11 protein-coding genes are annotated in these 14,004 nt (G+C 44.6%); 9 read left to right on the top strand and 2 right to left on the bottom strand.

Annotated features, from left to right (window positions below; translation table 11 throughout):
- The first annotated feature begins 10 nt into the window (after positions 1 to 10).
- From BK139_RS06985 to BK139_RS06975, 3 genes are all read left to right on the top strand, one after another.
- Positions 11 to 1,282: a S8 family peptidase gene (locus BK139_RS06985; protein WP_076257638.1), complete on the top strand. Its 1,272-nt coding sequence runs from the start codon at positions 11 to 13 to the stop codon at positions 1,280 to 1,282.
- 176 nt (positions 1,283 to 1,458) lie between these two features.
- Complete coding sequence (locus BK139_RS06980) at positions 1,459 to 2,247, top strand: class II aldolase/adducin family protein (protein WP_076257637.1); 789 nt, start codon at positions 1,459 to 1,461, stop codon at positions 2,245 to 2,247.
- Between the two features lie 101 nt (positions 2,248 to 2,348).
- A complete protein-coding gene (locus BK139_RS06975; RefSeq protein WP_076257636.1) occupies positions 2,349 to 3,680 on the top strand; it encodes a CoA-disulfide reductase in 1,332 nt (443 codons plus the stop codon).
- Between the two features lie 36 nt (positions 3,681 to 3,716).
- Here BK139_RS06975 and BK139_RS06970 read toward each other — a convergent pair whose 3' ends face one another.
- Positions 3,717 to 4,925, bottom strand: a complete 1,209-nt coding sequence (locus tag BK139_RS06970; RefSeq protein WP_076257635.1) for an MFS transporter — start codon at positions 4,923 to 4,925, stop codon at positions 3,717 to 3,719.
- Positions 4,926 to 5,191: 266 nt separating this feature from the next.
- On the opposite strand from BK139_RS06970, the gene BK139_RS06965 reads away from it, so the two are divergent.
- From BK139_RS06965 to tatC, 4 genes are all read left to right on the top strand, one after another.
- Complete coding sequence (locus BK139_RS06965; RefSeq protein WP_076257634.1) at positions 5,192 to 6,649, top strand: alanine/glycine:cation symporter family protein; 1,458 nt, start codon at positions 5,192 to 5,194, stop codon at positions 6,647 to 6,649.
- Between the two features lie 179 nt (positions 6,650 to 6,828).
- On the top strand, positions 6,829 to 8,469 hold the full coding sequence (locus BK139_RS06960; protein WP_076257633.1) for a PhoX family protein: 1,641 nt from the start codon (positions 6,829 to 6,831) through the stop codon (positions 8,467 to 8,469).
- 9 nt (positions 8,470 to 8,478) lie between these two features.
- Positions 8,479 to 8,664: a twin-arginine translocase TatA/TatE family subunit gene (locus BK139_RS06955; protein ID WP_009335004.1), complete on the top strand. Its 186-nt coding sequence runs from the start codon at positions 8,479 to 8,481 to the stop codon at positions 8,662 to 8,664.
- A 342-nt stretch (positions 8,665 to 9,006) separates the two neighbouring features.
- Positions 9,007 to 9,732 carry a twin-arginine translocase subunit TatC gene (tatC, locus tag BK139_RS06950; RefSeq protein WP_076257802.1) on the top strand — a complete coding sequence of 242 codons (726 nt, stop codon included), beginning with the start codon at positions 9,007 to 9,009 and terminating at the stop codon, positions 9,730 to 9,732.
- 63 nt (positions 9,733 to 9,795) lie between these two features.
- Here the strand turns inward: tatC and BK139_RS06945 are convergent, their stop codons facing one another.
- Entirely contained in the window at positions 9,796 to 11,052 is a 1,257-nt protein-coding gene (locus BK139_RS06945) for a S8 family peptidase (protein WP_076257632.1), read from the bottom strand.
- Positions 11,053 to 11,278: 226 nt separating this feature from the next.
- Here BK139_RS06945 and BK139_RS06940 point away from each other — a divergent pair, with 226 nt between their 5' ends.
- Together BK139_RS06940 and BK139_RS06935 are read left to right on the top strand one after the other, a co-directional pair.
- Positions 11,279 to 12,412 (top strand): zinc-dependent alcohol dehydrogenase, encoded by a 1,134-nt coding sequence (locus tag BK139_RS06940; protein ID WP_076257631.1) that lies wholly within the window; start codon positions 11,279 to 11,281, stop codon positions 12,410 to 12,412.
- A 143-nt stretch (positions 12,413 to 12,555) separates the two neighbouring features.
- Positions 12,556 to 13,794, top strand: coding sequence for an ATP-binding protein (locus BK139_RS06935; protein WP_076257630.1), 1,239 nt, complete (start codon positions 12,556 to 12,558; stop codon positions 13,792 to 13,794).
- The last annotated feature ends 210 nt before the right edge of the window (positions 13,795 to 14,004 follow it).

Raw genomic sequence — 14,004 nt, 5'->3', positions numbered from 1 at the left:
GAGAAAAAGGATGAAGAAAAAAAGGGCATTAGGAGCAGCACTTCTAAGTATGACCATGGGTTTATCGGTTTTCACAGCGGGGGCATTCGCAAAAGAACCGGAGACCCAAAATGAAACCTACCGGGTATTGATCCAGGGTCCGGCAAATGCTAAAGCCAGTGTGAATTCACAGGTGGACAAGCGCTGGGATTTTGGGAGCGATGGCATGACTGCAGAGGTTAATGCTAAGCAATACCAGGCACTCCTGAAAAATAAGAACTTAAAGATTGAAAAAGTAAGCGAAGTTACTCTTGATACTGCCAGAACAGAGGCGTCCAAGAAAGATTCAGTTTCTATTCAGGCAGCAGGATATCCTAGTGATCAAACACCATGGGGAATTGCTTCGATCTATAATAACAGCAGCATTACGAGTACGTCAGGCGGAAGCGGCATTAAGGTAGCTGTTCTTGATACTGGCGTTTATACAAGCCACATTGACCTGGAAGGCTCTGCAGAGCAATGTAAGGACTTTACTCAATCCACTCCGCTTGTCAATGGTTCTTGTACCGATCGCCAGGGCCATGGCACACATGTAGCCGGGACGGTTTTAGCACATGGAGGATATGATGGTCAGGGAATCTATGGAGTGGCTCCACAGGCGAAGTTATGGGCATATAAAGTCCTTGGAGATAATGGTTCGGGATATTCAGATGATATTGCAGGAGCAATCCGCCACGTAGCTGACGAAGCATCCCGTACTGGCTCTAAAGTGGTCATTAATATGTCCCTTGGTTCAAGCGGCAAGGATTCTCTCATCAGCAGTGCGGTTGATTACGCATACAGCAAAGGTGTCCTTGTTGTTGCCGCAGCAGGAAACTCAGGCTACAGCGCTAATACAATCGGCTATCCTGGAGCTCTGAAGAATGCGATCGCGGTTGCAGCTCTTGAAAACGTTCAGCAAAACGGTACATACCGTGTAGCCAACTTCTCATCCCGTGGCAACCCTAACACGGACGGCGACTATGTCATTCAGGAAAAAGACGTGGAAGTGTCTGCTCCTGGTGCAAGCATCGAATCTACGTGGTATAACGGAGGCTACAATACGATCAGCGGAACATCCATGGCAACACCTCACGTAGCAGGCCTTGCAGCAAAAATTTGGTCTTCCAGCCCATCCATGAGCCATACTCAGCTTCGCACAGAGCTTCAAAACCGTGCCAAGCAATATGACATTAAAGGCGGATATGGAGCAGCAGCTGGTGACGACTATGCGTCAGGCTTCGGATACCCGCGCGTAAAATAAACGGACAGAATCATACCCCCGAAAACCGTCTGATCTCGGATCAGGCGGTTTTTAATAATATTTCCGCGGAAATGATCTAATTTTGACGAACCATGAAACTAATAGAAAAGGCTGAAACAAATTAATTTTGATTATACAATAGGGAGTGGATGTGAATAGGAAGGGAGCTGACAGCCGTGGCTGTTCGTAACACATATCTTAATGACCAGGAAGCAAAGGAACTCATCTGCGAAATCGGCAGAAGAATATACAATAAAAACTTCGTGGCTGCAAACGACGGAAACATTTCCATTAAAGTGAATGAACGTGAACTCTGGACAACACCAACCGGAGTGAGCAAAGGGTTTATGACACCGGATATGATGGTTAAGATGGACCTTTCAGGCAATATTCTGGAAGGGAAGCTGAACCCATCTTCAGAAGTAAAGATGCACCTCAGAGTATATCAGGAAAACCCTGAAGCAAAGGCTGTTGTCCATGCCCATCCGCCTGTGGCCACATCATTTGCCATAGCCGGAATCAGTCTTGAAAAGCCCGTTTCTCCGGAGGCGGTAGTTTTGCTTGGCAAAGTGCCCGTAGCCCCTTATGCCACCCCCGGGACACAGGAAGTGCCGGATTCTATTGCTCCATACTGCAGGGATTACAATGCTGTACTTTTAGCGAATCATGGCGCACTAACCTGGGGCAGGGACATAACAGAGGCCTATTTCCGGATGGAGTCACTGGAACACTATGCACTTATGCTGATGTATTCCGAACAAATCATTCAAAAGTCAAACGAACTGAGCACTGGACAAATTGCAGAGCTGATCTCAATCCGGGAGAAAATGGGCATTAAAACAGGCGGAATACCGGTTCCGAAAAGTGATAAGGAAATCCGGACAGCTCCCGGCCTGCCAGAAGAAATGATCGACAATATTGTTCGGAGAGTAACGGAAGAAGTCCTGAAAAACGTTTTAAAATAGCCAAAAAGGGATAGCTATAAGGGTATAGGAATTCTGTATAATTTCAACCTTTTAACGAAACCTATCTTGAATACCTTATTGAACGTGAGGAGAGATTCCGAATGAAACTGCTAGTCATTGGCGGGGTGGCTGCAAGTATGTCAGCCGCATCGAAATTAAGGAGAATGGACGAAAAAGCGGAGATTACCGTGTATGAAAAAGGCAAGTTTTTATCCTACGGTGCCTGCGGTCTTCCTTACTATATTTCCGGTGAAAATGACGATTACCGGAAAATGATCGCTAGAACACAGGAGCAATTTTCTGAGAGGAACATTAATACACATCTGCAGCATGAAGTTTTAAAAGTGGATACAAACAAAAAGGAAGTAACGGTTAAAGACCTTGCATCAGGCAAAACCTTTACGGATACATACGACAAGCTGATGATAGGGACAGGCACGTTTCCGATCATGCCCCCATTCCCGGGAGCCGATCTCGAGAACATTTATGTGCTGAAGACACTCGAAGATGGAATGGTATTAAAAGAAATTTCCCACAAACCTGAAGTGCAAGATGTTGTTATCGTCGGCGGTGGCTATATAGGTATTGAAGTGGTTGAAGCGATGAAAACCCTCGGTAAAAATGTCCGTGTTATTGAAATGGGGGAGAGAATCCTGGCTCCTTTTGACAAGGAAATAACCGATATAGCTGAAAAAGAAATCCGTGATAACGGCGTAGAACTGAATCTGGGTGAAAAGGTAGAGAGCTTTAGCGGCAATGGGAAAGTGGAGAGTGTAAAAACGGATAAAGGCATTTATAAAGCAGACTTAGTGCTTGTTGCTGTTGGTGTAAAGCCTGCTACGAAGTTTCTGGAAGGGTCGGGAATAGAGATGGCGGAAAATGGTGCCATTATCATCGACCGTGAAATGCGGACAAATATTGAAAGTGTTTATGCTGCGGGGGACTGCGCTCAGGTTTATCACAAGGTGCTTGAAGAAAACGATTATATTCCGCTGGGAACAAATGCGAATAAATGCGGCCGCCTGGCTGGTGGCAATATAGCCGGCAGTCATGAAAAATATGTGGGAACTTTGGGAAGTGCTGCGATTAAAATTTTTGATATGGAGCTTGGGAGAACGGGGCTTTCCGAGGAGGATGCCAAAAAGCTTGATATTGGCTACACAACTGAATTTGTAAAAGCGGCCGATCATCCAGACTACTACCCGAATCAGACTCCTATCTGGATCAAGCTGATATGTGAGAAAGGAACAAACCGAATTCTCGGAGCCCACGCCATCGGAAATAAAGGAGTGGTCCTTCGAATTGATGTATTTGCCGTTGCCATCCACAACAATATGGCAGCAGAAGAGCTTGGCATGGTGGATCTTTGTTATGCCCCGCCGTTTGCGGGTGTTTGGGATGCTGTCCATATTGCAAGCAATGCAGCGAAATAAAAATGAAGCCGGCATTTCTGCCGGCTTCATTTTTATTTAATAAGAATCCTTCGCAAGCTTTGGATGGCGGTTCATCGCACCGAGCAGAATCAGTCCGCTTAAGATGAGGAGGAAACTTGTGACGACAAATACGGCCGAAAAGCCAAGATAGCCTGATATCATACCGCCGATAACGGGACCTATTATATTCCCGAAAAAGCGAAGACTTGTGTTGTACCCAAGCACTTCACCTTGCATAGCAACGGGTGCTTCCTGGCGGATATAGGCGATCCGGACAGGAATGATGCCTCCGATGGTGACACCAAGTGCAAAGCGGACAAGAACAAGCTGCCACATGTTTGAGACAAATCCGCCCGGCAGATAAAACACGCCTGCAAGGAAGAGGAGAACAACCAATGTTTTAATATAGCCGTACTGATCCCCAATTTTCCCCCATTGCCTGGCCATCAGCAAGTTGCCAAGCCCTGCAGCTGAAAAGGCAATCCCCGCAAAAAACGCCAGATTTTCCGGTCCGTGCAATTCGCTGACATATAGGGATAGGATAGGCTGGATGCTGAAGTGTGCGATCTGAACAAGCGTTGATATCAGCATAACTGTCAGCAGGATGGGATTACTGATAATATGCTGAATGACCGCCTTGCTTGAATACCGCGTTTTCTCGCCCTTTTGAGTTTGAATTTTGTGTTCTTTTGTGAAAAAAACAAGAAACGCGGAAACAAAGATGGCGATGGAGGTCCATTTGAAGGTATCTGAAAATCCGAATAAATCTGCAAGGACTCCGCCAAGAAGAGGGCCCATCAATGAACCTGTGATGCTTCCGGTCTGCAGTGTCCCCATCACCCTGCCGGCAATTTCCTTCGGAGTCTGCGTAGAAATGAACGCCTGGGACATACCGATGAAGCCAGTAAAAATTCCCGTAAACAGCCTGAGAAAAAACAGCTGCCAGACGTTTGTCACATATCCCATCAGGAAGATGGATATCCCCATTCCGATTCCTGACAGAATCAATATTTTCCGGCGCCCAAAAAGGTCCCCTATTCTTCCCCAGACAGGAGAAAAAAGAAATGCGGTTACAAATGTAATGGCAAACGTCCACCCTGACCAATGCTGCACATAGGCTGGAGAATGGTCGCCAAAGCTTTCTATATATAACGAAATAAAGGGAAGCACCATTGTCATGCTGCCTGCTACAAAGAAATTAGCAAACCACATAATCATTAAATTTCTTTTCGTCTGTTTTACCATATTTGAAACACTTCTTTCCGGTCAACATTTCGTTTCCCTAAATATATAATAACGAAAATTACAAAAAATAGGAAGGGTTATGCTATCACTCTAATTTTTATATAACCTCTCAACTAAGAAGAAAACCGCTTTATTCAGGGAATCCAGAAACTTCTATGACATTATTCCCACAGTCCGTTAAAAAAACATTGTCTTATAACAGTATTTATTCTATAATTCCTAATAGGAAAAAGATTCAGAATATATATTAAAAAGGGGGAAGTTGTTTGGAAGCTTTTGTTAATCAGCTAAACGGTATTTTATGGAGTACACCTGTTATCTACATCTGTCTTGCAATAGGGTTGCTATTTACAATCCTGACGCGGTTCCTGCAGGTCAGACATATTAAAGACATGGTTATGCTAATGTTCCAGGGTAAAAGTTCCGAATCGGGCGTTTCTTCATTCCAGGCCTTATCTATTGCTCTTTCCGGCCGTGTAGGAACTGGTAACATCGCAGGTACTGCCACTGCCATCGCAATGGGTGGACCGGGTGCTGTATTCTGGATGTGGGCTATGGCCTTTATCGGAGCGGCTACGGCTTTTATAGAGTCAACGCTTGCCCAGATTTACAAAGAAAAGAAAGACGGACTGTATCGCGGGGGACCGGCATTTTATATTGAAAAAGGTATAGGGATTAAATGGTTTGCCGTTCTTTTTGCCATTTCTGCTTTGCTTGCAATGGCAATATTAATGCCTGGCATTCAGTCCAACTCTATTGCTTTGGGAATGGAAAACGCATTTGGAATCAATAAAAGCGTTACAGGCGCAATTATTATCGCACTTTTAGCTTTAATTATTTTTGGCGGTGTTAAGCGTATTGCTACAGTAGCCCAATACGTTGTTCCTTTTATGGCAATTGGTTATATTCTAGTATCATTAGTTATTATCGGGATGAATATTGGTGAACTGCCTGCCGTATTCTCATTGATTTTCCGAAGTGCTTTTGCTGCAGACTCCATGTTTGGGGGGCTTGTCGGAAGTGCAATTGCATGGGGAGTAAAGCGTGGAATTTATTCTAATGAAGCTGGTCAGGGTACTGGAGCACATGCTGCTGCAGCTGCTGAGGTTTCCCATCCGGTCAAGCAGGGACTGGTTCAGGCTTTCTCAGTTTACATTGACACGCTATTCGTGTGTTCTGCAACAGCTTTCATGATCTTGTTCACTGGTATGTTCAATACTGTTGGCACAGATGGAAAGACATTCCTTTTTGAAAATCTGCCTGGAGTAGAAGCGGGCCCAGGATATACACAGGCTGCTGTTGAATCCGTATTGCCGGGATTCGGTGCAGGATTTGTTGCTGTATCTCTGTTCTTCTTCGCTTTTACAACGATTATGGCTTATTACTATATGGCAGAAACGAATGTTACTTATTTAATAAAAGGGAAAAACCTCAAACTTGCTACTCATATATTGAAGGTTGTTTTGCTGGCATCAACTTTCTATGGAGCAGTCAAAACAGCGGGTCTTGCTTGGGCACTCGGAGATGCAGGTCTTGGTTTAATGGTATGGCTGAATCTTATTGCCATTCTTATACTTGCGAAACCTGCACTGCTTGCGCTTAAAGACTATGAAGCACAGAAGAAGCAGGGACTTGATCCAGTATTTAACTCTACTAAATTGGGCATCAAAAACGCCGAATATTGGGAAGAAGGCTACAAAGTTCAGAAAGAAAAAGTATCTTAATAGAAAGATTAGAAATGTCCGGCTGATGCCGGGCATTTTTTTTACAATCTTTAAACTACTTTTACAATATTCAGGTTATTTCTTAGCATTCTCTTAATATTCATCTTTTAGTATTGTACTTGGGTTTGGTACATAAATACGATGAAAACATTATCAAATAATATGAAGAGGTGCTAAGAATGTCAGAATTGAATCGCCGCAAGTTTTTAACGTATGTAGGTACAGGTGTGGGAGCATTGACTGTAGCTTCGACAGGTTTGGGGGCAATGGTTCCAAAAGCGGAAGCTAGGGGTGTTGAGGCAGCCTCCCATTTATTCGGATTCCAGAAGAAAGTCTCTGGCTTGAATTTTAAGCCGATTGACCCGACAGATAAAGATGACCTTGTTTTGCCTCGTGGTTACAAATACGATGTTGTGGCAGCCTATGGAGATGTCATAAATAAAAAAGGCGATACATTCGGCTTTAACAATGACTTTACCTTATATTTTCCAATAGATGGGGACAAGCGCGGTCTTTTATGGGTGAATCATGAATATTCAAGCGATCTATTTGTTCATGGTGCAAGGCCGGCAAATGGCAAGTATTCCGCAGCCCAAATTCAAAAAATGCTTTACAGCCAGGGCGGATCGATTATCGAAGTATACCGTGATAAAGAGGGCACCTGGAAATTGGACACAGATTCTAAATTTGCGCGCCGTATTACAGGCTTGACTCCGTTTCAGCTGACAGGTCCTGCCAAAGGTTCAAAAGCAGTGGGCGGTGCAACGAATGTACAGGGGACTTTTGCCAATTGTTCCGGCGGCAAGACATTGTGGGGCACGGTTTTATCAGCTGAGGAAAATTTCGAATCTACCTCAAAGGATGCAGGATTAAATGATACACATTATGGCTGGATTGTGGAAATCGATCCGTTTGATCCAAATTTTAAGCCGCGCAAGCACACTGCTCTTGGTCGCTTCAACCATGAAAATGCAGCAGTCGGCCTGACCAATGACAATCGGGTTGTGGTTTATATGGGCGATGATAAGAAAGATGCATGCGTGTATAAGTTCATCAGCAAAAATAAATATGTAAAGTCCCGCGGGAAAGCAAACTCTGACCTTCTGGAAGAAGGGACACTTTATGCGGCTAATATGGGCAGCGGAAAATGGGTGCCATTAACGATTGAAAATGTGCAGAAAGCCGTCAAGGGGAATGCAGATCTTTTAAAGAAATTCCAGACACAGGCCGATGTGGCTGTTCACTGCCATGAAGCAGCTCTGCTTGTTGGCGGAACGCCTACTGACCGTCCGGAAGATGTGGAGATCAGCCCGTTCGATAAAACGGTATTCATTGCCCACACCAACAATGATAAACATGGCAACTTCCATGGCCATATTACCAGATTTATCGAAGATGGAGATGACCTGGGGGCACTGACTTTTGATTTTGAAATCTTTGCAGCCGGCGGAAAACAGAGCGGCTTCAGTGCACCTGATAATCTGACTTTCGATAGCCTTGGCAATCTCTGGACTGTAACAGATATGTCATCAAGCAAGCTGAATACAGGAATCTACACACATTTCGCCAACAATGGCATGTTTGTCATCCCAACGATCGGAAAAAATACAGGTGAAGCTTTTCAGTTTGCTTCAGCTCCCGTTGAAGCAGAACTGACTGGACCATCTTTTACACCAAACGAGACAACCCTGTTCCTGTCCATTCAGCACCCGGGAGAAGAGACGGAAAATCTGAACAATTTGACAAGCAAATGGCCGCACCGCAAGGGAGACACCATGCCGCGTCCGGGAGTTGTGGCGATTACAGGCTTTAAATACTAGGAGGTTACTATGCTATCAAATATCGGGATACCAGGATTGATTATTGTACTAGTGCTGGCGCTGATCATTTTCGGCCCATCCAAGCTTCCTGAAATAGGCAGGGCATTCGGCACAACTTTGAAAGAATTCAAGAAGTCCACACGCGAACTTGTTTCAGACGAACAGCCGGAAGAAAAGAAAAAAGAATTGCTATAAGAATGAATAGGGAAGGGAGGGATATCTTCCTTCCTTTTATATAAAGATAAGAAAGTATATAATTTTTGAACGTCGATAACTGTCTAGCGCAAGCAGCCTACCCCCTCGAGGTCACAAGCTTGGCTTGTTGCGGCTCCTAGGGACTCGAGACATAAGCCAATCCCTCCCAGGAGGAAAGAACACCTTCTTGCAGGGCTCGTCTTATGCCTGTCGTCCCTGGGCAGTCGCCTCCACATTTCTGGCAATCCTCCCAAGAAGGCAAAGAACGCCTTTCCGGGTGGCTCGTCTTGTGCTTGTCGGGGGTGGGCAAGGCGCTTGCGCTTTTCTTATGAGGTGATTAATATGAACAATGAGGCAGTAAATGTTCTCCAGCATTTTGAAGAGCTCCGGAAGAGGCTGATGATTATAGCTGCTGTCTTTATAGCATTCTTGGCACTATCCTTTATTTTTGTCAGCGACATTTACCAGTGGCTGGTTAGGGATCTGGACTTTAAATTGGCTGTTCTTGGTCCTTCTGAGATTCTATGGGTCTATTTTATGCTTGCGTCTGTTGTCGCTATTGCAGCCGCCATCCCGGTAGCTGCCCATCAAATCTGGCAGTTCGTCAGCCCGGCGCTTACCGGAATTGAGAAAAAGGTGGCCTTATCCTATATTCCCGCGTTATTTTTTCTGTTCATTACCGGTATAGCATTCGGATATTTCATCCTTTTGCCGCTGGTTCTGAATTTTTTAATGACCTTATCAGGAGATATGTTCACAGCTTTCTTTACAACGGAAAAATACTTTCGATTCGTGCTGCATTTAACACTGCCATTCGGCTTCCTGTTTGAGCTTCCGGTTGTGATTATGTTCCTGACCAGCCTTGGCATTCTTAATCCTTATTCGCTGCAGAAGATAAGGAAGTATGCCTACTTCGTGCTGATTGTGGTTGCGATCTTAGTCACACCGCCTGATTTTATTTCAGATATATTGGTCACATTGCCTCTCCTGCTGCTGTACGAGGCGAGTGTGAGCCTATCCAAAATTATATATAACAGAAAGCAGAAAAAGCAGGCTGTTTTGCAGTAATTATAATTAAATCAGAAACAAAAAAGCTTGGACATCAAATGTCCAAGCCTTTCTATTATTCTCTTACTTTACACGAGGGAAGCCAAAGCCTGACGCATAATCGTCGCCAGCGGCAGCTCCTGTTCCTCCAAGAATATCATTTTGCTTAGCGCGGTTCTGAAGCTCGGCGCGAAGCTGGGCATGGGTCATGGATGGATTCTGGGCCCAGATCTTAGCAGCCAATCCGGATACATGAGGAGTAGCCATGGATGTGCCGCTGATGGTGCTGTAGCTGCCATCATACCATGTGGATTCAATCGCTCTGCCTGGTGCAGATACTTCGACATCACGCTCCTGAATCACGAAGTCGCCATCAGTTGCAGGATTGCCCCGTGATGAGAAATCTGCAACACGGTAGGAACCATTTTGCTGAACATTTTCAAGTGCAGCCACTGCAACAGCATTCACTAATGCACCGGGATAGCCGATCGTGTTGTCCCCGGGACCATCATTTCCGGCTGCGGCAACTACCAGCACACCTTTGCTGTAGGCGTAATCAACTGCATCTGTAATCAATGAGTTTTTGGAACTGGAACCTAATGACATGGAAATAACCACTTTAGATCCTGTGCGGGCTGCTTCATCGGCCGCATGCTGAATGGCTCCTGCGATGTCATCAGAATAACCTGATCCTCTGTCATTTAACACCTTATATGCCCAGAGATCTGCGTCTGGAGCTACGCCATAAACACCTTGTCCGTTAGCGCCGCCAGTAGCCAGTACAGTACCAGCAACATGTGTGCCGTGCCCGTTTTTGTCTGCGCAGCTTCCGTCAATTAAAGGCGATGTTCTTTGTGTGAAGTCTTTACACTGCTCGGCTTGTCCGGCAAGGTCTGCATGTGCTGTATTTACCCCTGTGTCCAGCACTGCCACTTTTACTTCATTTCCGCCTGATGTGCTTTGGATGGAGCTGTCATTATAAATGGCTTCAATTCCCCAGGGTGTACCGTCAGTTGGAGCAGATGCTGCCCCTGATCCGGGTTTTGCAGCGGTCACAGGTGCATTCTTAACTTCGTCAACTCTATCAATCTTTAAGTTTTTATTTTTTAAAAGTGCCTGATACTGTTTAGCATTGACCGTTGTAGTAAAACCATTCTGTCCAAAATCCCACCGTACTCCGTAGTTCGATTTTGCCTTTGCCTTTTCCGCACTTGGTCCCTGAATAACGACCCGGTAGGTTTCATTGCTCTCAACCTGCTGGCCAAATGCCCCAGATGCAAATACAGAAAGCCCCATTGCGACACTTAATACTGCAGATCCAATTACTCTTTTTTTCTTCATTCAAAATCTCCTCTCAAAATATGTATGGGCACAGCCGGAAAAGCTGTGACTCTATTATATTTACAAAATTCAGAATAATTAAACCGGCCTTTCGTACTATTTCTTTGAAATTATTAGAGATTTGGATTTTCAGGAAAAATTTTCTGTTCGATAGAATGGATATAAATGGTGTTAATAAAACCTCTTGGAGGGTATAGCCTACTAAGTCATTTAAGGAGTGTGAAGCATGAGAGCTGTAACTTACCAGGGAGCAAAAGATATTCAAGTGAAAAATGTGGAGGATCCCAGAATTGAAAAACGGGATGATGTGATTGTCCGGATTACGTCAACAGCCATTTGCGGATCGGACCTTCATTTATATCAGGGAAACATGCCATTGCGGCCCGGGTATATTATCGGGCATGAACCAATGGGAATCGTTGAGGAGACAGGCCCTGATGTGACGCGGGTGAAAAAAGGCGACAGGGTGGTCATCCCATTTAATGTGTCGTGCGGGCATTGCTTCTACTGCCAGCATGATATGGAAAGCCAATGTGATAACTCGAACCCGCATAATGATTCAGGCGGCTATTTTGGCTATACAGAGAAATATGGAAATCATCCGGGCGGCCAGGCAGAGTTTTTGAAGGTGCCCTTTGGCAATTTCATGCCCTTTGTCATACCGGAATCATGCGAGCTGGAGGATGAGTCCCTGCTCTTTTTATCAGATGTGCTGCCGACAGCTTATTGGAGTGTGGAGCATTCAGGTGTAAAAGCGGGAGATACAGTCGTCGTTCTCGGCTGCGGCCCCATCGGGTTAATGACCCAGAAATTTGCCTGGATGAAAGGTGCTAAGCGGGTAATAGCGGTCGATCATCTTGATTACCGTCTGAACCACGCCAAGCTCACCAATGATGTGGAGGTCTATGATTTCACGAAATATGATGACATGGGAGCTTATCTGAAAGAAATCACCCAGGGTGGAGCTGATGTGGTCATCGATTGTGTGGGCATGGACGGAAAGAAATCCGCAGTTGAAAAAATAGAACAGAAGCTGAAGCTGCAGGGAGGAACGCTTGGCCCGATTCAAATTGCGACAAAAGCCGTCCGGAAATTTGGGACCGTCCAGCTGACAGGTGTGTACGGGCTGACTTATAATATGTTCCCGCTGGAGGAATTTTTCTCGAGAAATGTTACCATTAAAATGGGACAAGCCCCTGTTGTGCACTACATGCCTGAGCTGTTCGAAAAAATCACGAACAAGGAATTTGATCCAAAGTCGATCATTACTCATCAGATTCCACTCCAAGAAGCAGATCGTGCCTATAAGATTTTTAATGACCATGAAGATGACTGCATTAAAGTCATTTTAAAACCCTAGCTGTTATACAAAAACCGGCCTGAATATACCAGGGCCGGTTTTTTGAAGTTTAAGAATAAAACATAATATTACATGTTTCGACACAAACGTATATAATAGTGCTAAAGGCATATTATTAATAGAGTTAACCAAGGAGCATGTAAATGAAAGGCTTTAATCAAGATACTTTGATAAAAGAAGAAACAAAAGCAGTCACCCTTTTTATCTGGCTGTTTTATATTATTTTAGCACTTTATGATTTATTTTATTATTATCTGCTTCCTCTCAATACAGGTGGAAATCCCGGGCTCCCAAAAGGCGGACTTGGCTGGGGGTTTTATCTCGCGAATATCGGACTCTTGCCGTTTGCGCTGTATTTAATCAGGATGGGACGGCCTTTTCAGGTGAAATACTTATTTTTTGCAGGTTTTTTTCTGATAGATTTTAGTAACAGCATGCTGATCTATCTTGGTGAGTCGAAGGAATTTCAGAGCGGAAGCGCAATAGAACTATTATTTATTTTATTTGCACCTATTTTTGTAAATAAGCGTTATTTTTGGATCGTATCCGGCGGCATGATTGGGAAGTATCTTTTGGCTGGTTTACTGTTGAGCAGCCAGAAGGTAATGGTGCCAATCGTGCTTATGGTCATTTTTTCAAGTGTTTCATATGTTCTGCTGAACCGCTTCTATTCATATATTCACTCGCTGACACATGTTTTCCAGGAACTCCGCCAGACGGAAAAGCTGGCTGCTGTTGGACAGATTGCTTCAGCAGTGGGCCATGAAGTGAGAAATCCTTTAGCAGCCTTAAGAGGGTTTACTCAGCTGCAGATGGAAAAGCACCCTGAAGATAGGGATCGATATAAAATGATGATTGAGGAAATCGACCGCATTAATCTGATTGCTGATGACCTTATGATCCTGAGCAAACCAAGGCTGCCTATGTTTAAAAGGGTTGAACTGAATGCAGTGATTCACTACGTCCTCTCAATCATTAAAGAACAGGCAGCCAATCAGAATATTCATTTTGAAACAGAGAATCTGAAATCTCTTCCAAAAGTTCAATGTGACGAGCATATGCTGAAGCAGGCTTTTATTAATCTGATCAAAAATGCGGTGGAATCTATGACAGAAGGCGGCACAATCGTGATTTCGGCCAAATTGGCAGGGGGTGGCCAGGTTTTGATCAGCATTAAAGATGAAGGCTGCGGGATAGATGCAGAAAATATGGAACGGGTCGCGGATCCATTTTATACAACGAAACCGGATGGAACCGGTTTAGGACTGATGGTTACCAAGCAGATTATGAATGATCACAAGGCGGAGATCATATTTGAGAGTGAAGTGGGAAAAGGGACCATCGTGAACCTTTTTATACCTATAGAGCAGCCGGCAGAATAAAAGGATTTCAGGGGATGTACATTTAATGTGCATCCTCTATTTATCGTAGTCTAACGGGCAGTAAGACCCCCACTTCAAGACTCAGAGGAATTAAAGGAGGATAAGTGGGTCAAGACTCAGAGGAATTAAAGGAGGATAAGTGGGGGTCAAACTGCCCGATCTAGCTGCGGCTCCTAGGGGCTCGAGGTCATAAGCCAATCAGCTGATGGG

The sequence above is a fragment of the Paenibacillus sp. FSL R5-0490 genome (assembly GCF_001956215.1).
Classification (GTDB): domain Bacteria; phylum Bacillota; class Bacilli; order Bacillales; family Cytobacillaceae; genus Cytobacillus.
This window is presented reverse-complemented; position numbering and strand designations above follow the sequence as displayed.

Bases quoted from the DNA above. Each gene is read 5' to 3' on its own strand.
- BK139_RS06975 (WP_076257636.1), top strand. From the start codon at position 2,349: ATGAAACTGCTAGTCATTGGCGGGGTGGCTGCAAGTATGTCAGCCGCA.
- tatC (WP_076257802.1), top strand. From the start codon at position 9,007: ATGAACAATGAGGCAGTAAATGTTCTCCAGCATTTTGAAGAGCTCCGG.
- BK139_RS06935 (WP_076257630.1), top strand. From the start codon at position 12,556: ATGAAAGGCTTTAATCAAGATACTTTGATAAAAGAAGAAACAAAAGCA.
- BK139_RS06955 (WP_009335004.1), top strand. From the start codon at position 8,479: ATGCTATCAAATATCGGGATACCAGGATTGATTATTGTACTAGTGCTG.
- BK139_RS06940 (WP_076257631.1), top strand. From the start codon at position 11,279: ATGAGAGCTGTAACTTACCAGGGAGCAAAAGATATTCAAGTGAAAAAT.
- BK139_RS06985 (WP_076257638.1), top strand. From the start codon at position 11: ATGAAGAAAAAAAGGGCATTAGGAGCAGCACTTCTAAGTATGACCATG.
- BK139_RS06945 (WP_076257632.1), bottom strand. From the start codon at position 11,052: ATGAAGAAAAAAAGAGTAATTGGATCTGCAGTATTAAGTGTCGCAATG.
- BK139_RS06960 (WP_076257633.1), top strand. From the start codon at position 6,829: ATGTCAGAATTGAATCGCCGCAAGTTTTTAACGTATGTAGGTACAGGT.
- BK139_RS06970 (WP_076257635.1), bottom strand. From the start codon at position 4,925: ATGGTAAAACAGACGAAAAGAAATTTAATGATTATGTGGTTTGCTAAT.